This window comes from Pseudomonas retamae, assembly GCF_043496865.1.
GTDB lineage: Bacteria > Pseudomonadota > Gammaproteobacteria > Pseudomonadales > Pseudomonadaceae > Aquipseudomonas > Aquipseudomonas retamae.
Genome location: NZ_JBIEIL010000006.1, coordinates 254964 through 274002 on the forward strand (window position 1 = coordinate 254964; position 19039 = coordinate 274002).

The following is a 19039-nucleotide window of genomic DNA, read 5'->3' on the forward strand; positions in this document are numbered from 1 at the left end:
TTTTTTATTACTTCACCACTTTCAGGCTTGGCCGGCCGCTAGGGCGCGGTGGCTCGCTATCCGGTGGCGGCTGGTCGTCATCCTGCTCGATATCGTCTTCGTCATCCAGCGGCGACTCGAGATCGAACACCATGCCCTGACCGTTCTCCCGGGCGTAGATGCCCAGAATCGCGCTGATCGGCACGTACAGGCTGTGCGGCACACCACCGAAGCGGCCCTCGAACGTCACCACGTCGTTGTCCATGTGCAGATGACGCACGGCGCTTGGCGAGATATTCAGCACGATCTGCCCGTCGCTGGCGAAGCCTTGCGGCACCTGCACCGCCGGGTATTCGGCATTGACCAGCATGTGCGGGGTGCAATCGTTATCCACAATCCACTCGTAGAGCGCGCGGACCAGATAAGGTCGACTGGAGTTCATAGCGGCTCCTTAAGCCTTAGCGCATGTCGCGTTCGACACCAGACAGACTCGCCTGGAAAGCCTCACGCGCAAACTGGCGCTCCATATAATCAAGCAGCGGCTTGGCCGGCCGCGGCAGTTCAATACCCAGAATCGGCAAACGCCAGAGTATGGGTAATAGGCAGCAATCGACCAGACTTTGTTCCTCACTGAGGAAGAACGGCTTGTCGGCAAACAGCGGCGACACGCCCGTCAGGCTCTCGCGCAATTCCTTGCGCGCCACCACCCGCGCGGCTTCCTTGGCCTTGGGATCAAGAATCAAATCCACCAGACCGCACCAGTCACGCTGAATGCGATGAATCAGCAGACGGCTGTTGGCACGCGCCACCGGATAAACCGGCATCAACGGCGGGTGCGGGTAACGCTCGTCCAGATACTCCATGACCACGGTCGACTCCCACAACGCCAGGTCGCGATCGACCAGGGTAGGCAGGCTGCCGTAAGGGTTCACCTCAATCAGTTTAGGCGGCTGGCGACCAGCTTCCACGTAAATGATTTCGGCGCTGACACCCTTCTCTGCAAGCACGATGCGCACTCGGTGGGAATAGTGGTCGGCGGGGTCGGAGTAACAGGCCAACCGATTGGTCACGCCCATGGCGATCCTCCTCGCTTGTTGAATTTTTCGGAACCGGAAAAACGCGCGCGCCCAGAGGGCACCTCCCGCAGGGTCTGACCGAGCAGACCCTGCTTTATCGGAGGCGCCCTTGGGCGCGCGCGATTAACAGCAATGCTTGAAGCGTATCAGTGCACGTCTTTCCAGTATTCACGCTTGAGCAGATAGGCGAACACAAAGAAGAACGCCAGGTACAGCAAGACATAAGTACCGATGCGCTGATGTTGCAGCTTAACCGGGTTAGCCGAGTAAGCCAGGAAGGTTACCAGATTCTTGACCTTCTCATCGAACTGCTCTTCGTTCAGAGCACCGGATTTAGGCACGATGGTCAGTTGATCGCAGGCTTCATGGGTCAAAGGCGTGCCGGTCAGCGGATCATATTGCTTCTTGCCGTCCTCGACGATCTGCACTTGCTTGCAACCTACGACCTGGCGACCTTGCAGGCCGACCAGCACGTTAGGCATGCCGACGTTCGGGAAGACCTTGTTGTTCACGCCCCACGGGCGCGCCGGGTCTTCGTAGAACGACTTCAGGTAACCGTACAGCCAGTCAGTGCCGCGTACGCGAGCCACCAGGGTCAGGTCCGGTGGCGCTGCGCCGAACCAGGTCTTGGCGTCGGCCGGCTGCATGCCGATGTTCATGTGGTCGCCAATCTTGGCGCCAGTGAACACCAGTTTTTCCAGCATCAATTCGTGCGGAATGCCGAGATCATCAGCGACCCGCTCGTAACGCTGGAATTTGGCACTGTGGCAACCCATGCAATAGTTGGCAAAGGTCCGTGCGCCATCCTGCAAAGCCGCCTTGTCGGACACATCGATGTCGACACTTTCGAGTTCCGGACCATGGCCTCCGGCTGCAAAAGTCAGGGAAGGCAGCGCAACAAAAATCAGAGCGAAAAATAACTTTTTCATCAGCCAGTCACCCTTTCCGGAACCGGTTTGGTCTTCTCGAGCCGGGTGTAGAACGGCATCAGAATGAAGTAGGCGAAGTACAGGAAGGTGCAGACCTGCGACAGCAACGTCAGAGATGGCGTCGGAGCTTTCACACCGGTCCAGCCAAGCAGCACGAAAGAAATACAGAATACAACCAGCCAGATTTTGCTCATCCAGCCCTTATAGCGCATTGACCTGACAGGACTTCGGTCAAGCCAGGGCAGGACAAAAAGCAACGCAATGGACGCACCCATGGCGATAACGCCCATGAGCTTGTCCGGTATCGCACGCAAGATCGCGTAGAACGGCGTGAAATACCAGACCGGTGCGATATGCTCAGGCGTCTTGAACGGGTTGGCCGGCTCGAAGTTGGGCTTTTCGAGGAAGTAACCACCCATTTCCGGGAAGAAGAACACAATGAAGCAGAAGATAAACAGGAACACCACGACGCCGACAATGTCTTTCACGGTGTAGTACGGGTGAAACGCAATGCCGTCCAGCGGGATGCCGTTTTCGTCTTTGTGCTTCTTGATATCGACGCCGTCAGGGTTGTTCGAACCCACTTCGTGCAGCGCCAGAATGTGCAGCACCACCAGACCGAGAATCACGATCGGCAGCGCCACGACGTGCAACGCAAAGAAGCGGTTCAGGGTAATTCCGGAGATCAGGTAGTCACCACGAATCCACTGGGTCAGGTCATCACCGATCAGCGGAATCGCGCCGAACAGCGAGATGATCACCTGCGCCCCCCAGTACGACATCTGGCCCCACGGCAGCAGATAACCCATGAACGCTTCGGCCATCAGCGCCAGGTAGATCAGCATGCCGAACACCCAGACCAGCTCGCGCGGCTTCTGGTACGAGCCGTAGAGCAAGCCGCGGAACATGTGCAGATACACCACGATGAAGAACGCCGAAGCGCCGGTCGAGTGCAGCAAACGCAGGATCGAGCCGTACTCGACGTCGCGCATGATGTATTCGACGGAAGCAAACGCTTCTTCTGCCGACGGCGTGTAGCTCATGGTCAGCCAGACACCGGTGACGATCTGGTTGACCAGCACCAGCAACGCCAGGGAGCCGAAGAAATAGAAGAAGTTGAAGTTTTTCGGAGCGTAATACTTGCTGAGATGGTCTTCCCACATCTTGGTTGCAGGAAAGCGCGCATCAACCCAATCCATGAACTTGCTCATCACGCTTTCTCCGTATCGACGCCAATGACAATCAGGTCATCGGTCTCATAGGAATGCGGGGGAACTGGCAGGTTCAAAGGCGCAGGTTGCGACTTGTAGACGCGGCCAGCCAAATCGTAGTGGGAACCGTGGCAAGGGCAGAAATAACCGCCTACCCAGTCTTTGCCCAGATCAGCAGGTGCCACTTCGGGACGGAAAGTCGGTGAGCAACCCAGGTGCGTACAAATCCCGATCAGCAGCAGAATTTCCGGCTTGATCGAGCGCACTTCAGGGTCGACATAGGTAGGTTGCGTAGAGTTTTTCGAGGTCGGATCGGAGAGCTGGCCCTCGATCTTTTTCAGATTCCCCAGGATTTCCTCGGTACGGCGGACAATGAACACCGGCTGGCCGCGCCATTCAGCAATCATTTGCTGGCCTGGCTCGATTTTGCTGACATTCACTTTCACCGGTGCGCCAGCAGCTTTCGCCTTGGCACTGGGAAACCATGACCCTACGAACGGGACCGCAGCCCCCACCGCTCCTGCAGCACCCACCACGGATGTGGCTGCTACCAGGAAGCGACGCCGGCCTGCATTCACGCCGTCATTGCTCATTCAGTCCTCTCCCATCAGCTTTTTGGCCTGTTAAATCAGGCGTCTACTAAATAAACCGCGTGCTACTTATAAAAATTTTGCCGAATGGTAATGAAAAGCCCCAATTCTGACAAGGGAATTACCCGGAGCTCTCCACCCCTAAGCCTTGCAGTATAGGGGGTCTGCGAATGAGGCAAGTTGTCACAGCGCAATTCTTTCTGGAAAAAATGCAGGCATAAAAAAACGCCCGATTCCGTGAGGAATCGGGCGTTCTTTTTTGAACGTGGAAGCGGTATTAACGCTTCGAGTACTGCGGACGCTTACGCGCTTTACGCAGACCCACTTTCTTACGTTCAACTTCACGGGCGTCGCGGGTAACGAAGCCAGCTTTGCGCAGAGCGCTACGCAGGGTTTCATCGTAGTCCATCAGAGCGCGAGTGATGCCGTGGCGGATTGCGCCAGCCTGACCACTTACACCACCGCCGATCACGGTGACGTAGATGTCGAACTTCTCGACAGTCTCGGTCAGCTCCAGCGGCTGACGAACTACCATGCGGGCAGTTTCGCGGCCGAAGAAGTTATCCAGCGAACGGTTGTTGATGGAGATGTTACCAGTACCCGGACGCAGGAAAACGCGTGCGGTTGCGGTCTTGCGACGGCCAGTGCCGTAATTTTGAGTCGCCGACATAATGTACTATTCCGTTAAAACTTCAGTTCTTGGGGCTGCTGAGCAGTATGAGGGTGAGCAGCGCCCGCATAGACTTTCAGCTTACGGTACATGTCGCGACCCAGTGGGTTTTTAGGCAGCATGCCTTTAACCGCGGTCTCGATCACGCGCTCAGGGGCCTTGGCGATCAGCTTTTCAAAGTTGATCGACTTGATGCCGCCCGGGAAACCGGAGTGGGAGTAGTACATTTTGTCAGTGGTTTTAGCGCCGGTAACACGGATCTGCTCGGCGTTGATGACGACGATGTAGTCGCCGGTGTCAACGTGAGGAGTGTACTCAGGCTTGTGCTTGCCACGCAGACGGCTCGCGATTTCGGTGGCCAGACGACCCAGGGTCTGACCAGCAGCGTCGACGACAAACCAGTCGCGCTTTACTGTTTCCGGTTTAGCAGTAAAAGTTTTCATTCTTTATAGCCTCAGGGGCCGCCTGTAAATAAGACGGCGGATCTTACTGAATAGTGCGTACTTTGACAAGTCAAAGGCAGCCGGATACAGACGCTTTCGGGGGCTCGGGTCGGCGCGTCCGTTCAACGGCAAGATTCTTCGGCGGCGGCGCATCACTTCCACTGCAGAAAGAGGTCGGCAATTATGCAGATTGCGAAAAATATTTCAACCTGCTTTTATGATTGTTTTGCCCAAGGAGCACCCGATGGACTATCGCCAGCTAGGCCGTACCGACCTGAACGTGAGTGCAATCTGCCTCGGCACCATGACCTGGGGCGAGCAGAATACTGAAGCTGAAGCCTTCGCCCAGATCGAACGCGCCAAAGAGGCCGGGATCAATTTCCTCGACACCGCCGAGATGTACCCGGTGCCGCCGAAAGCCGAAACCTACGCCACCACCGAGCGCTACATCGGCAATTACTTCAAGAGTCGCGGCGACCGCGCCGACTGGATCCTCGCCAGCAAGATCGCCGGCCCGGGCAACACCATCGACTACATTCGCGGCAAGAACCTGCGCCACAACCGTCAGCACATCACCGAAGCGCTGGACGCCAGCCTCAAGCGCCTGCAGACCGACTACATCGATCTGTACCAACTGCACTGGCCGGAACGCAGCACCAACTTTTTTGGACAGCTGGGCTACAAGCACAAGACCGAAGCCAATCTGACGCCGCTGGAAGACACCCTCGAAGCCCTCGACGAGCAGGTGAAAGCCGGCAAGATCCGCCACATCGGCCTGTCCAACGAAACGCCATGGGGCACCATGCGCTTTCTCGCCCTGGCCGAAGCCCGTGGCTGGCCGCGTGCGGTGTCGATCCAGAATCCGTACAACCTGCTCAACCGCAGCTTTGAAGTGGGCCTGGCGGAAATCGCCATCCGCGAACAGTGCGGCCTGCTCGCCTATTCCCCGCTGGCGTTCGGCTTCCTCTCGGGCAAGTACGAGGGCGGCGCGCGCCCGGCGAAAGGTCGCCTGAGCCTCTACAGCCGCTTCAGCCGCTATTTCAATCCGCAGTCTGAGGCAGCCTGCAGCCGTTACGTCGCCCTGGCCCGCGAGCACGGTCTGGATCCGGCGCAGATGGCCCTTGCGTTCGTCAATCAGCAAACGTTCGTCACCAGTAACATCATTGGTGCGACGACACTTGAGCAACTGGACAGCAACATTGCCAGTTTTGATCTGAAGCTTTCCGATGAAGTGCTGGCCGGGATCGAGGCGATTCACAAGGATCATCCGAACCCTGCCCCATGATTTGCCGCTAAAAGCTTCGCGAGCAGGCTCGCTCCCACAGGTACGGTGAAGCCCTGTGGGAGCGAGCCTGCTCGCGAAGAGGCCAGTCAGATCCACCTCCACAGCGGAACACAGAGCGTCCCCGGCGGCATTCCCACGCAGAGCGTGGGAGCGAGGGTCAGAGCGACCGCGCAATGATCTCCTTCATGATTTCATTGGTGCCGGCATAGATCCGCTGCACTCGCGCATCCGCCCACGCCCGGGCCACCGGGTATTCCCACATGAAGCCGTAGCCGCCGTGCAACTGCACGCACTCGTCGAGCACCTTGCACTGCAGATCGGTGCCCCAGTATTTAGCCATCGCCGCCGTCGGCACGTCGAGTTTGCCCTGCAGGTGCAGCTCCAGGCAGCGATCAACGAACACTCGGCCGATCTGGATCTCCGTGGCCATCTCGGCCAGTTTGAAGCGGGTATTCTGGAAATCGGCGATCGCCTTGCCGAACGCCTTGCGATCGCGGGTGTAGTCGAGCGTCCACTGCAACGCCGCTTCGGCTGAGGCCAGGCCGCCGATCGCCACGGTCAGGCGTTCCTGCGGTAATTCCTGCATCAGATAAGCGAACCCCGCCCCGGCCTGCCCCAGCAGATTTTCCATGGGCACACGCACATCCTGGAAGAACAGCTCCGACGTGTCCTGGGCCTTCATGCCGACCTTTTCCAGACGCTTGCCCTTCTCGAAGCCCGGGGTGTTCGCCTCCACCAGAAACAGACTGGTGCCCTTGGCGCCGGCCTTTGGATCGGTCTTGGCGACAACGATCACCAGGTCGGCAAGAAAGCCGTTGGTGATGAAGGTTTTCGAGCCGTTGATCACATACTCGTCGCCATCAAGCACGGCAGTGGTTTTTACGCCCTGCAGATCAGATCCGGCACCCGGCTCGGTCATGGCGATCGCCGTGACCATCTCGCCGGAGACCAGTTTTGGCAGGTATTTATGCTTCAGCGTTTCACTGCCGTAATGCAGGATGTACGGCGCGACGATGTCCGAATGCAAAGAGAAACCGATCCCGGTCAAACCCAGCCTTCCGACCTCTTCGATGACTACCGCGCTGTAGAGAAAATCCGCGCCCAGCCCGCCGTATTCCTCCGGCAGATGCGAGCACAGCATCCCCGCCTCCCCCGCCTTGTTCCACAGCTGACGGTCGATGTGGCCTTGTTTTTCCCATTGCGCGTGGAACGGCACCGCTTCTTTTTCGAGGAAGGTTCGTACGCTGTCGCGGAACAATTCGTGCTCTGCGCTGAACAAGGTTCTGGGGATCATGCGGCACCTGTCTTTCTTGTTGGAGGGATACGTCCTTCAGAGACTATGCGCCGCCAGCGTCACGGGACACTGGACACATCCGACAAAAAATAAGACGATCCAGCCGTCTGGTGACCACTTTCCCTTATAAAAACAAAACAAAAGTTGAATTATGTCCAAGCACGTCTCCACGCCCTTGCGGCGCGTCAGCATCCTGGCAATCGACCGGGTTTTCGCTTCCACTCTCATGCAAGCCAAGGATTTCTTCCATCTGGCCAGCCTGCGTTATGGCAAACAACTGGGGCAGGGCCTGACACCGGCGTTCGAAACGCGCCTGGTCAGCCCCGATGGCAAACCGGTGAACAGTTTCAGTGACGTGGTGATGCCGGTCGATGGCGGCCTGGAAAACGCCGATGTGATTATCCTTCCAGCATTCTGGGATGACTTCGACACACTGTGCAGCCGTTACCCGCAAGTCCTGCCGTGGCTGCGTGAGCAACACGCCCGAGGTGCGGTGTTATGCGGCGAAGCCACCGGAGTGTTCTGGCTGGCCGAAGCGGGCTTGCTTAATGGCAAGGAAGCGACCACCTACTGGCGCTTTTTCAATGCTTTCGCCGAGCGGTTTCCTAAGGTCTATCTGAATCAGGACAAGCACCTGACCGATGCCGACAACCTGTATTGCGCCGGCGGCACTACGTCAGCCTGCGACTTGTACATTTATCTGATCGAGCGCTTCTGCGGTGCCAACGTGGCGCAAGCCGTGGCCCGCGACATTCTTTACGAAGTGCAGCGCAGCTATTCGCCAGGACGCATTGGTTTCGGTGGGCAGAAGCTGCACCAGGACGTGATCATCCTGCAGATCCAGCATTGGCTCGAAGAACATTTCGCCGACAAGTTCCGCTTCGAAGACGTGGCCCGTGAACACGGCATGAGCATCCGCAACTTCATGCGCCGCTTCCAGACCGCCACCGGCGACAAGCCGCTGCACTACCTGCAACGCCTGCGCATCGAAACCGCCAAGGGCTTGCTGTCGGGCAGCCGCAAGAGCATCAAGACCATCAGCTATGAGGTCGGATATGACGACGCAAGCTTCTTTGCGCGGCTGTTCCGCCAGCACACCGAATTGTCGCCGAACCAGTATCGGCAGCAGTTTCAGCAGGCTGCGTAGCCCTCTGTACACATGATCGTTCCCACGCTCTGCGTGGGAATGCGGCCATCGGACGCTCTGCGTCCGCTTCGCAAGTGACGCGGAGCGTCACGGGATGCATTCCCACGCGGAGCGTGGGAACGATCAGTCAACGATCAGCTGGCGCGCGGCCGGATAAAAACCGAGTACAAAAAAGGGCCTGCAATCGCAGGCCCTTTTTTGTTTGCCGAAAGCGGTTTAAGGCTTGTGCGCCCGTGACAGGAATTCGTGCGATTGCATCTCCAGCAACCGGCTCAGCGTGCGCTGGAACTCGAAGTTCAGGCGGCCGCCGGTGTACAGATCCTTCAGCTCGACTTCGGCAGAAATGATCAGTTTGACGTTGCGATCGTAGAACTCGTCGACCATGTTGATGAAGCGTCGGGCGATGTCGTCGGTGGTGACGCTCATCTGCTCGACACCGCTGAGCAGCACGGCGTGGAAAATCTTGCCCAGTTCGATGTAATCGTTCTGGCTGCGCGGGCCGTCGCACAGTTCGCGGAAGTCGAACCAGGCCACGTCGTCACACGTGCGCAGCGCACGGATTTCGCGGTTCTCGATGATCAGCACATCGTTTTCGACCGCGGCGGTACACTCCGGCGTCAGCGCCTTGAAGCTCTTGCGCAGGCTTTCGTGAGCGGCTTCGTCGAGCGGATAGTGGAACAGCTCGGCTTGTTCGAGGTGGCGCAGACGGTAGTCAACGCCGCTGTCGACGTTGACGATCTCGGTGTTCTGCTTGATCAGCGCAATCGCTGGCAGGAAACGCGCGCGTTGCAGGCCATCCTTGTACAGACCGTCCGGGACGATGTTCGAGGTCGCAACCAGGGTCACGCCATTCTTGAACAACTCTTCCATCAAGGTGCCGAGGATCATCGCGTCGGTGATGTCGGAGACGAAGAACTCATCGAAGCAGATCACCCGCGACTCGGTCGCGAAGCGCTTGGCGATGATGGTCAGCGGGTTTTTCTCGCCGCCGAGGGTTTTCATCTCTTCGTGCACACGCTTCATGAAGCGGTGGAAGTGGGTGCGGGTCTTTTCCTTGAACGGCAGCGCTTCGAAGAAGGTGTCGACCAGGTAAGTCTTGCCGCGACCCACGCCGCCCCAGAAATACAGACCCTTGACCGGCGTCTGATCTTTTTTGCCAAACAGCTTGCCAAGGAATCCCGGCTTGTTCTGATCGGCGGCGATCAAGTCGTCGTACAGACGCTGCAAATGACGCACAGCGGTTTCCTGCGCAGCGTCATGGAAGAAGTCCGGGCGTTTCAGATCTGCTTGATATCGTTCTAGGGGCGTCATAATTCGTTAGCAAGGCAACAAAAACGGGCCGTCACTGTAGCGACGGCCCGCGGGAATGGCAATCGGCCCTTGGTCGGGTCGTGCCGCCGATCAGTCCTGAGCCGGAGTCAGCGCGACGCGCAAAGCTTCGATGGCCGCGTCTCGCGCAGCCGCGTCGGCGAACGCCGGGCTGTCGCCGACGCATTCACCCTGCAGCCAGACGCTGAAGCTCAAGTCATCGTTGCGCACGTCCAGGGGTTCGCCGGACTGCAACTGCTTGGTCACCTGCCCGGCGGTTTTGCCGTCGGCGAAGTTACGCGACAGCAGCAATTGCTCACCATCGGCCGCCAGCAGACGGAAACGGAAGCTGCCGTCGTCTTCGCGGAAGCTGACGAAGCGCGCGGCTTTTGCGGCTTTCTTCTTGGTGGTTGCGGCGACCTGCACCTGGTTGACGAACGAACGCAGGCCGACCGCTTCACGCAGCTCATTGAGGAACGGCGTGGCCACGGCACGGGCCTTTTTCGCGCCGATCTGCAGAATGTCTTCCAGATCTGCCGGGCGCTCGATCAACTGGTGATACTTGTCGCGCGCTTCGCCCAATTCGTTGTCGAGCAACTGGAACAGGCGGTTCTTCGCCTCGCCCCAACCCAGACCGCCAAGCAGTTCGCTGCGGAATTCTTGCGCCTGTGCCGGTGTAGCGAACGCCGTGAACAGGGTGAACAGGTGCGAGTTGTCCGGATCCTTGGCTTCGCCCGGGGCCTTGGAGTCGGTGACGATCCGCGAGATCGCGTCTTTCATTTCCTTGGCGCTGGAGAACAACGGGATGGTGTTGTCGTAGCTCTTCGACATCTTGCGCCCGTCGAGGCCTGGCAAGGTCGCCACGCTTTCCTCGATCAGCGCTTCGGGCATGGTGAAGAACTCTTTGCCCTGGCCGAACAGATGGTTGAAACGCTGGCCGATATCGCGGGCCATTTCCACGTGCTGGATCTGGTCGCGACCAACCGGCACCTTGTGCGCGTTGAACATCAGGATGTCTGCGGCCATCAGCACCGGGTAGCTGTAGAGGCCCATGGTGATACCGGCGTCCGGGTCTTCACCGGTCTCGACATTCTTGTCCACCGAGGCCTTGTAGGCGTGCGCACGATTGAGCAGGCCCTTGGCGGCGACGCAGGTCAGCAGCCAGGTCAGCTCGGGGATTTCCGGGATGTCGGACTGCCGGTAGAAGGTCACGCGGTCGACATCCAGGCCACCGGCCAGCCAGGTCGCGGCGATTTCCAGACGCGAGCGCTGGATGCGCAGCGGGTCATCGCATTTGATCAGGGCGTGGTAGTCAGCCAGAAAGTAAAACGAATCGGCGTTGCTGTCGCGGCTGGCGAGGATCGCCGGACGGATCGCACCGGCGTAGTTGCCCAGGTGCGGCGTGCCGGTGGTGGTGATGCCGGTGAGGATGCGGGTACGGTTGGTCATGGGTAATCGCTTGTCAGACTGCAATCAATTCGAGAGACGCGGCAGGATCAGATCCTTGAGATCGGTCAGCTTGCCGTGAAAAAAGTGTCCGCATTCTGCCACTTTCAGCAGCTCATGGGGGCGCTGGAGTTGTTCGGACCATTGGTAAACCAGCTGCGGATCGATGACCTCATCGGTTTCCGGCTGGATCAAGGTCAGTTCGCCGTGCTGCGGCAGTTGATCCTGCTCGCCGAGGCGCATCACCGCTGGGGCGACCATGAACAGGTGCTTGAGCTGCACGCCTTCGGCTTCGAGACGGCCGCCGAGACTTGCTGCAACAAATCCGCCGAAGGAGAAACCGAACAGGGTCAGCGGCAAGTCCGGGTGTTTTTCACGCAGCCAGGCAGCGGCGGCCTGGGCGTCATCGACTTCACCCGTGCCCATGTCATGCGTGCCTTCGCTGGCGCCAACGCCGCGATAGTTGAAGCGCAAGGTGATCAGACCCGCGTCGCGCGCGGTGCGCTGCAGGGTCGAGACGACCTTGTTGAGCATGGTGCCGCCCTGCACCGGATTCGGATGACAGATCAGCGCGATGCCACGCGGCTGCTCGTTGTCCAGGTAAAGACTTTCCAATTGACCCACCGGGCCGGCAATCACTACAGGGGTTTCACGCATCAGCAAGGGAGGAACTCCGTGACCTCGAATCGGGTCGACTCGTCTAGCAAATTGTCTGTGCCGATCTATTGCGAGTGAATCGCGGTATACAGCGCAGGTTCGAGCCGTTAACGTAAAGCAAAGCCGTTTATAGAGGAAGGACTCGTGGAACACTCGCTCTTAGTTTGGTTGTTACCGACTCTTGCCCTGGTTGTGGGTGTCGCCATTGGATTCCTGATCGCGCGCGTTGCGCCGAACGCCGCACCGAGCCGTACGCAGCGTCAACTGGATGATATCCAGGAGCGTTTCGACAGTTATCAAAACGAGGTGGTCACCCACTTCAACAGCACTGCGATGCTGGTCAAGAAGCTCACGCAGAGCTATCAGGAAGTGCAGGATCATCTTGCCGAGGGCGCCAACCGTCTGGCCCTCGACGAACAGACCCGCCAGCGCCTGATCGCCGCCCTGCATGCCGACGCCGCGCAAGCGCCGCGCGAACGCCTGACGCCACCGCGCGATCAAGAGCCTCCGCGCGACTACGCGCCGAAGAGCCCGAACTCGCCGGGCATGCTCGATGAGCATTATGGATTGAAGAAGTAAGCAGTCGCAGCGACAGACAAAAAGCCCCCGGACAGTGATGTGTCCGGGGGCTTTTTTGTATCTGATGGTTTGTGGCTGATTGTTATGCCCTCTTCGCGAGCAGGCTCGCTCCCACAGGGTGAGTTGCGGAGCACAAATTTTGTGCACACCCCAATACATGTGGGAGCGAGCCTGCTCGCGAATGGGCCGGCACAGGCCACACAAAAAAATGCCCGGTCACAAGACCAGGCTTTTTTTCATTCAGGCAATCGCTTACGGATACTGCTGCACCGTACCCGGCTGCTGTTGCTGCTGACCACCATACTGCTGGCCCGGAATCGCCTTCAGGTTGACTTCAACCCGGCGGTTCTGCGCCCGGCCATTGACGTCGCCGTTGCTGGCAATCGGGTTATCCGGACCGGCGCCACGGGCCGACAGGTTGGCACCGCTGACACCTTGCGAAGTCAGGTAGGTCGCCACGCTCTGCGCGCGACGCTGGGACAGGTCCATGTTGTGCTGGCGACTGCCGGTGCTGTCGGTGTAACCGACGATTTCGATCTGGTTCTGGTTGAACTCTTTCAGCGAATTGGCCAGGTTGTTCAACGGCTGGTAGAAGCTCGATGCAATGTTTGCCGAATCAGTCGCGAAGGTGATATTGCCAGGCATGATGAGCTTGATCTGATCGCCCTGGCGCTGCACTTCAACGCCGGTGTTGGCCATGCTCGCGCGCAGTTTCTTCTCCTGCTGGTCGGCGTAGTAACCGTAACCGGCCGCCGAGGCACCGACGACGGCGGCGCCGATCAACGCGCCCTTGCCACGGTTGTCGTGACCGATCGCGGCACCGGCGAGCGCGCCGGCCAAAGCACCGAGACCACCGTATTTGGCAGTTTTGCTCATGCCTTGCGAGCCACCGTCGGCCTGCCCCTGATTGTCATACGGGTTAGGCGAGGCGCAGCCGGACAGCACGGCCACGGCAGTAGCGACAATAATCAAACGACGCGTGGTGAACATGGAGAGCTCCTACATTTTTTGCATTCTATGGTGCAGCGGCCATCGATGAATGGGCCCGTGCGGGCGTTGGATCATGACAATGCCTAAAAATTCCGCCGCACACCCGTGACAAAAAATTCAGGCACGCACAAACGGGTTCTCGCGCATCTCGTCGCCCAGGCGTGTGTCCGGCCCGTGACCGGTCACCACCGTCGCGTCCTCATCCAGCGTATACAACCGCTGCTTGATTGAACGCACGATGGTCGCCTGATCGCCGCCCCACAAATCCGTGCGCCCTACCCCGCGACGAAACAGCGTGTCGCCGGCTATCAACAGCTTAGCCTCGGAAAACCAGAAGCTCATGGAACCTGGCGTATGTCCCGGCGTATGCAACGCCACGCCGCAGCCGCAAGCCAGTTCTTCATCGTCGCTCAGCCAGCGGTCCGGCGACGGCACCGGGGTGTAAGGCACGCCGAACATCTGGCATTGCATTTCAAGGTTGTCCCATAGGAACTGGTCTTCCTTGTGCAGATGCAGGGTCGCACCGGTTTTTTCTTTCATCTGCCCGGAAGCGAGGAAGTGATCGAGGTGCGCATGGGTGTGGATGATGCTGACGACCTTCAGGCCATGGGCATCGAGGCGCGCCATGATCAGGTCAGGGTTGCCGCCGGGATCGACGACGATGGCTTTTTTTGTGATCGGGTCGCCGATGATTGTGCAGTTGCACTGCAACGGACCGACGGGGAAGGTTTCGCGGATCAACACTGGATTGGGAACAGTCATTGAAAATCCTGAGCAGAGGACTGAGGGTGACTTCAAGATTCTACGGCACACGCCGATAAATAACGCCCGGCCATTTTTTTGACGCCACCAATCGGAAAATGATGGCTATATGATGCCAATTCTGTTTTTTTCATTCAAAATCAAGTCTTGTAGCGGCCACAATTCGGGAAGGGCCGCAGCCCACTTCTGGAGTATTTCATGCCACGCCCCACTGGTTACACCAACGCCTGGACTGTTTCACTGACTGGAGTGGCTCCTGTCGACAGCCTCATTTCCGGTTATAAATGGGAAAGCACCCAATGGTATTCCCCAAGTGCGGTGACCAGTCTTACCTACAGTTTCATTGTTCCTGGTGTATCGGTTTTCGCTCCGAATTACAGTTACGACAATGAACCGAAAGCCGCGTATGCACTGACAGACACACAAAAAGCGGCGGCAATAGGCGCGCTGAACAGTTGGGCGGCGGTGGCGAATATCACGTTCCAGTTGACCGGCGAATCTTCGACCAGCGTGGGCGACTTGCGTTTTGGCGGTTATGCATTGCTGGACGACGATGCGGCAGCCTGGGCCTACACGCCGTCGGAGAAGCCCAATGGTGGCGATATCTGGATCGGGCCAAACACCAGTCAGCCGTTTCCGGACAAGGGAACTTATGATTTCATGACTTTTATTCATGAAATCGGTCATGCCATCGGTCTGAAGCACTCGTTCGCTCCGTCGGCTACCAACGCTGTCACGCTCGATCCAGCGGTCGATGATGTCGGCTTTACGGTCATGAGCTACAACAACAACTACTCTTATCTGCCGACCACTCCGATGGTGCTCGACATCCTGGCGATCCAGACCCTTTATGGCGCCAACAATCAGTGGATGACCGGTAACAACGTTTACTCGTGGGCGCCAACACAATCAGTGTTTGAAACCATCTGGGATGCTGGCGGTGTCGATACGATCGATGCGAGCAACCAATTGGCGGCTGTCAGCCTCAATCTCAACGAAGGCCATTACAGCAAGATCGGTCAGGCATTTACCGATCAGGGCGGCAATGCCTTCAATCAGGGACTGGCGATTGCATACGGCGCGAAGATCGAAAACGCTACCGGTTCGGCCTTCAATGACACGCTGATCGGTAACGCGCTGGATAACACGCTCATCGGTGGCGCAGGTGCCGATTACATGGAAGGTGGCGCGGGCAACGATAGCTATGTTGTCGATAACGTCGGCGACGTGGTGATCGAACAAGGCCCATCGGCCAGCGATATCGACTCGGTCTACTCATATATCGACTACACACTGGGGGCGACCCTGGAGAACCTGAACCTGGTCGGTAACGCAGTGAATGCAACAGGTAACGCACTCAACAACATCCTCAGAGGCACTGACGGCAATAACGTGCTGGACGGTGGTGCTGGGGCCGACGTGATGATCGGGGGGCAGGGCAATGACATCTACATTGTCGACAATAGTGCCGATGTCATCAGCGAAACCAGTGCACTGGCTAATGAGATCGACACCGTTCGTGCATCGGCAAACTACGCTCTGAGCGCCAACCTGGAAAACCTTTACCTGACCGGCACCGGCAATATCTACGGTATTGGCAACGCTCAGAACAACCTTCTGGTGGGCAACGACGGTAATAACCAATTGGTGGGTGGCGCCGGGCTGGACACCATGATTGGCGGCAAGGGCGATGACGCCTACGGCATAGATCAGGTTGGCGAACTGGCCCTCGTTCAAGAGTCGGCCAACGAAGGAACCGACCTGCTGGTCATCGAATACAGCGCGACCGCACAGGCCAACATCATCGACCTGAACCAGACCAGCCTGCTCAACATCGAAGATGTGGCGATTACCGGCGCCGGTGGATTCACCGTATACGGTAACGCGTCGCGCAACACCTTGACCGGCAACAGCGGCGACAACACGCTCAACGGTGGCTTGGGTGCGGACATCATGATCGGCGGCGCCGGCAACGACAGCTATGTCGTCGACAACATCGGCGACGTGGTCATCGACCAGGGCCCGTCAGTGTCGGAAGTCGATTCCGTCTACTCCTACATCGATTACGCGTTGGGCACGAACCTCGAAAATCTCAATCTGGTCGGCAACGCACTCAATGCCACCGGCAACTCGCTGAACAACATTCTAAGAGGTACCGACAACGATAACCGCCTGATCGGCGGTGCCGGTCTGGATACCATGATCGGCGGCAAGGGCAATGATACCTACGGCCTTGACCAGGCCGGTGAGCTGGCCCTCGTCCAGGAGTTGGCAAACGAAGGCATCGACACCTTGCTGATCGGCTACAACGCTACCGCACAATCGAACATCGTCGATCTCAACCTGAACAGTTTGCAGCACTTCGAGAATGTCCAGTTGACCGGAGCCGGTGGCTTTACGGTTTACGGCAACGCACTGAGCAATACCCTGACCGGCAACAGCGACGACAACACTCTCAATGGTGGTGCAGGCGCGGACACATTGATTGGCGGCGCAGGCAACGATAGCTATGTCATCGATAACGTCGGTGACGTGGTTATCGAACAAGGCCCATTGGCCACTGATCTCGACTCGGTCTATTCCTACATCGATTACAGGCTGGGTGCCAATCTCGAGAACCTCAATCTGGTTGGCGGCGCCCTCAATGCCACCGGCAACTCATTGAACAACATTCTCAGGGGTACCGACGGCAATAACGTGCTGGACGGCGGTGTGGGGGCCGACCTGATGATCGGCGGCAAAGGCAATGACACCTACATCGTCGACAATGTGGGCGATGTCATCAGTGAAACCAGTTACCAGCAGGGCGAAATCGACACTGTCCTCGCATCGGTCAACTACAGCCTGAGCGCCAACCTTGAAAACCTCACTCTCACCGGTATTGGCAATATTTACGCGATCGGCAACGAGCAGGCCAACGTCCTCATCGGCAACGACGGCAACAACCAACTGGTGGGTGGCGCCGGAACCGATACGCTGATCGGTGGCAAAGGCGATGATGCCTATGGTATCGACGAGGAGCGTGAACTGGATCTGGTCCAGGAGCTGGCCAACGAAGGCAACGACACACTGGTGATCGAATACCAACCGTTAAGCTCCCTGGGCAGTACTGTCGACCTGAACCGTGCCAGTCTGCAGAACATTGAAAACGTTGCCCTCACCGGCTCCGGCGTGTTCACCGTCTACGGTAACGCTCTGAACAATACCCTGACGGGCAACGCTGGTGACAATACGCTCAACGGTGGCCTGGGCGCAGACACATTGATTGGCGGCGCCGGCAACGATAGTTATGTTGTCGACAACGTCGGTGACGTGATTATCGAACGCGGCCCGCTGGCCACTGATCTCGACTCGGTTTATTCCTACATCGATTACACCCTGGGAGACAACCTTGAGAACCTGAACCTGGTCGGCAGCGCTCTCTCTGCCACCGGCAACTCGCTGAACAACATCCTCAGGGGTACTGACGGCAACAATATTCTGAACGGTGGGGCCGGAGCCGACGTGATGATAGGTGGTGCAGGCGATGATGTTTACATCGTCGACAACGTCCTTGACGTGGTCACCGAATCTTTCCGCTGGGATGGCATCGACACAGTTCGCGCGTCGGTGAACTACTCGTTGAGCGACTACGTGGACAACCTCACATTGACCGGTAGCAACAACATTTACGCTATCGGTAATGATCAGAACAACGTACTCACCGGTAACGACGCAGACAACCAGCTGGTTGGCGGCGCGGGTATCGATACCATGATCGGCGGCAAAGGCAACGATGCCTATGACATCGATCAGGTCAGTGAGTTGGACCTCGTCCAGGAACTGTCCAATGAAGGCACCGACCTGTTGGTGATTCAATACAGCACGTCCGCGCGAAACAAGATTATCGACCTTAACCAGACCAGCCTCTCGAATATCGAAGATGTGGCCATTGTCGGCACCGGTGGATTCACGGTTTACGGCAATGCGCTGAACAACACCCTCACCGGCAACAACGACGACAACACTCTGAACGGCGGTGCTGGAGCTGACGTTTTGATTGGTGGTGCAGGCAACGACAGTTATGTCATCGACAACCTCGGTGACGTGGTGATCGAGCAAGCCAATTCGACCAGCGGTTTCGATTCGGTGTACTCGTACATCGATTACAGATTGGGTGACAATCTTGAGGCTCTTAATCTGGTCGGCAGCGCCGTCAGTGCCACTGGCAATTCGCTGAATAACATACTCAGAGGCAATGCCGGCAATAACATTCTGGACGGCGGTGCAGGTGCAGACGTGCTTCTCGGTGATACCGGAGCGGATACCTTTGTTTTCCGTGCTGTCAACGAAATGGGCATTGGCGCCAACCGCGACGTTATTTCCGATTTCAGCAGTCTGCAAGGCGATAAGATCGACCTGACGAAATTCGACGCCAATCTGCTGACCGCCGGTTTCAACGGTTTCAGCTTCATAGGAGCAGCCGACTTCACCGGCGCAGGTCAACTGCGCTTTGTCGATCATGTGCTGTCGGGCAATGTCAGTGGCAACGCTGGCGCGGACTTCGAAATTCAGCTGGTCGGTGTCAATAGCTTCAGCACCAACGATCTGGTGGCTTGAGATCGCCTGTTAGCCGGCCTTCGCAGATCCCACCAGCAACAGAAAACGCCCTGATTGATTCAGGGCGTTTTTGT

At 57.9% G+C, this 19039-nt stretch carries 17 protein-coding genes; 4 read left to right on the plus strand and 13 right to left on the minus strand.

The genetic code is table 11. The features are described from left to right. Positions 1–7: 7 nt before the first annotated feature. The 7 genes from ACGSLL_RS14530 to rplM all read right to left on the minus strand — a co-directional run bounded on the left by ACGSLL_RS14530 (position 8) and on the right by rplM (position 4898). Entirely contained in the window at positions 8–421 is a 414-nt protein-coding gene (locus tag ACGSLL_RS14530; RefSeq protein ID WP_208939826.1) for a ClpXP protease specificity-enhancing factor, read from the minus strand. Between the two features lie 16 nt (positions 422–437). After that, positions 438–1055, minus strand: a complete 618-nt coding sequence (locus tag ACGSLL_RS14535) for a glutathione S-transferase N-terminal domain-containing protein (RefSeq protein WP_090286143.1) — start codon at positions 1053–1055, stop codon at positions 438–440. 146 nt (positions 1056–1201) lie between these two features. Continuing rightward, positions 1202–1984, minus strand: a complete 783-nt coding sequence (locus ACGSLL_RS14540; protein WP_394506819.1) for a cytochrome c1 — start codon at positions 1982–1984, stop codon at positions 1202–1204. Beyond that, positions 1984–3195: a cytochrome b gene (locus tag ACGSLL_RS14545; protein WP_394506820.1), complete on the minus strand. Its 1212-nt coding sequence runs from the start codon at positions 3193–3195 to the stop codon at positions 1984–1986. The genes ACGSLL_RS14540 and ACGSLL_RS14545 overlap by 1 nt, the downstream gene beginning before the upstream one ends. Continuing rightward, complete coding sequence (gene petA, locus ACGSLL_RS14550) at positions 3195–3788, minus strand: ubiquinol-cytochrome c reductase iron-sulfur subunit (RefSeq protein ID WP_007917031.1); 594 nt, start codon at positions 3786–3788, stop codon at positions 3195–3197. The genes ACGSLL_RS14545 and petA overlap by 1 nt, the downstream gene beginning before the upstream one ends. Before the next feature lie 274 nt (positions 3789–4062). After that, the gene (gene rpsI / locus ACGSLL_RS14555; protein WP_003228056.1) at positions 4063–4455 is read right to left on the minus strand and encodes a 30S ribosomal protein S9; all 393 of its coding nucleotides are present in this window, start codon (positions 4453–4455) and stop codon (positions 4063–4065) included. A 14-nt stretch (positions 4456–4469) separates the two neighbouring features. Then, positions 4470–4898, minus strand: a complete 429-nt coding sequence (gene rplM, locus ACGSLL_RS14560) for a 50S ribosomal protein L13 (protein ID WP_007917032.1) — start codon at positions 4896–4898, stop codon at positions 4470–4472. Between the two features lie 244 nt (positions 4899–5142). On the opposite strand from rplM, the gene ACGSLL_RS14565 reads away from it, so the two are divergent. Then, positions 5143–6183 carry an NADP(H)-dependent aldo-keto reductase gene (locus ACGSLL_RS14565; protein WP_394506821.1) on the plus strand — a complete coding sequence of 347 codons (1041 nt, stop codon included), beginning with the start codon at positions 5143–5145 and terminating at the stop codon, positions 6181–6183. A 157-nt stretch (positions 6184–6340) separates the two neighbouring features. Here ACGSLL_RS14565 and ACGSLL_RS14570 read toward each other — a convergent pair whose 3' ends face one another. Next, positions 6341–7477, minus strand: coding sequence for an acyl-CoA dehydrogenase family protein (locus tag ACGSLL_RS14570; protein WP_394506822.1), 1137 nt, complete (start codon positions 7475–7477; stop codon positions 6341–6343). A 250-nt stretch (positions 7478–7727) separates the two neighbouring features. On the opposite strand from ACGSLL_RS14570, the gene ACGSLL_RS14575 reads away from it, so the two are divergent. Then, on the plus strand, positions 7728–8624 hold the full coding sequence (locus ACGSLL_RS14575; protein WP_172833317.1) for a GlxA family transcriptional regulator: 897 nt from the start codon (positions 7728–7730) through the stop codon (positions 8622–8624). Positions 8625–8840: 216 nt separating this feature from the next. On the opposite strand, the gene zapE is transcribed toward ACGSLL_RS14575, so the two are convergent. The 3 genes from zapE to ACGSLL_RS14590 form a co-directional block, all read right to left on the minus strand. After that, positions 8841–9935 carry a cell division protein ZapE gene (zapE, locus tag ACGSLL_RS14580; protein WP_208939820.1) on the minus strand — a complete coding sequence of 365 codons (1095 nt, stop codon included), beginning with the start codon at positions 9933–9935 and terminating at the stop codon, positions 8841–8843. Between the two features lie 90 nt (positions 9936–10025). After that, entirely contained in the window at positions 10026–11381 is a 1356-nt protein-coding gene (locus ACGSLL_RS14585) for a tryptophan--tRNA ligase (protein WP_394506823.1), read from the minus strand. Positions 11382–11405: 24 nt separating this feature from the next. Further along, on the minus strand, positions 11406–12035 hold the full coding sequence (locus tag ACGSLL_RS14590) for an alpha/beta hydrolase (RefSeq protein WP_394506824.1): 630 nt from the start codon (positions 12033–12035) through the stop codon (positions 11406–11408). Positions 12036–12179: 144 nt separating this feature from the next. Between ACGSLL_RS14590 and ACGSLL_RS14595 the strand changes: the two genes are divergently transcribed. Then, a complete protein-coding gene (locus ACGSLL_RS14595) occupies positions 12180–12614 on the plus strand; it encodes a Z-ring associated ZapG family protein (RefSeq protein WP_016773251.1) in 435 nt (144 codons plus the stop codon). A gap of 252 nt (positions 12615–12866) precedes the next feature. On the opposite strand, the gene ACGSLL_RS14600 is transcribed toward ACGSLL_RS14595, so the two are convergent. After that, entirely contained in the window at positions 12867–13604 is a 738-nt protein-coding gene (locus ACGSLL_RS14600; RefSeq protein WP_394506825.1) for an OmpA family protein, read from the minus strand. Between the two features lie 117 nt (positions 13605–13721). After that, positions 13722–14366, minus strand: a complete 645-nt coding sequence (locus ACGSLL_RS14605; RefSeq protein ID WP_394506826.1) for an MBL fold metallo-hydrolase — start codon at positions 14364–14366, stop codon at positions 13722–13724. Between the two features lie 198 nt (positions 14367–14564). Here ACGSLL_RS14605 and ACGSLL_RS14610 point away from each other — a divergent pair, with 198 nt between their 5' ends. After that, on the plus strand, positions 14565–18965 hold the full coding sequence (locus ACGSLL_RS14610; protein ID WP_394506827.1) for a M10 family metallopeptidase C-terminal domain-containing protein: 4401 nt from the start codon (positions 14565–14567) through the stop codon (positions 18963–18965). The last annotated feature ends 74 nt before the right edge of the window (positions 18966–19039 follow it).

Coding starts and splice junctions, on each gene's coding strand:
- ACGSLL_RS14535 (WP_090286143.1), bottom strand. CDS start 1,055: ATGGGCGTGACCAATCGGTTGGCCTGTTACTCCGACCCCGCCGACCAC.
- ACGSLL_RS14610 (WP_394506827.1), top strand. CDS start 14,565: ATGCCACGCCCCACTGGTTACACCAACGCCTGGACTGTTTCACTGACT.
- rpsI (WP_003228056.1), bottom strand. CDS start 4,455: ATGTCGGCGACTCAAAATTACGGCACTGGCCGTCGCAAGACCGCAACC.
- rplM (WP_007917032.1), bottom strand. CDS start 4,898: ATGAAAACTTTTACTGCTAAACCGGAAACAGTAAAGCGCGACTGGTTT.
- ACGSLL_RS14570 (WP_394506822.1), bottom strand. CDS start 7,477: ATGATCCCCAGAACCTTGTTCAGCGCAGAGCACGAATTGTTCCGCGAC.
- ACGSLL_RS14540 (WP_394506819.1), bottom strand. CDS start 1,984: ATGAAAAAGTTATTTTTCGCTCTGATTTTTGTTGCGCTGCCTTCCCTG.
- ACGSLL_RS14530 (WP_208939826.1), bottom strand. CDS start 421: ATGAACTCCAGTCGACCTTATCTGGTCCGCGCGCTCTACGAGTGGATT.
- ACGSLL_RS14590 (WP_394506824.1), bottom strand. CDS start 12,035: ATGCGTGAAACCCCTGTAGTGATTGCCGGCCCGGTGGGTCAATTGGAA.
- ACGSLL_RS14605 (WP_394506826.1), bottom strand. CDS start 14,366: ATGACTGTTCCCAATCCAGTGTTGATCCGCGAAACCTTCCCCGTCGGT.
- petA (WP_007917031.1), bottom strand. CDS start 3,788: ATGAGCAATGACGGCGTGAATGCAGGCCGGCGTCGCTTCCTGGTAGCA.
- ACGSLL_RS14565 (WP_394506821.1), top strand. CDS start 5,143: ATGGACTATCGCCAGCTAGGCCGTACCGACCTGAACGTGAGTGCAATC.
- ACGSLL_RS14585 (WP_394506823.1), bottom strand. CDS start 11,381: ATGACCAACCGTACCCGCATCCTCACCGGCATCACCACCACCGGCACG.
- ACGSLL_RS14600 (WP_394506825.1), bottom strand. CDS start 13,604: ATGTTCACCACGCGTCGTTTGATTATTGTCGCTACTGCCGTGGCCGTG.
- zapE (WP_208939820.1), bottom strand. CDS start 9,935: ATGACGCCCCTAGAACGATATCAAGCAGATCTGAAACGCCCGGACTTC.
- ACGSLL_RS14545 (WP_394506820.1), bottom strand. CDS start 3,195: ATGAGCAAGTTCATGGATTGGGTTGATGCGCGCTTTCCTGCAACCAAG.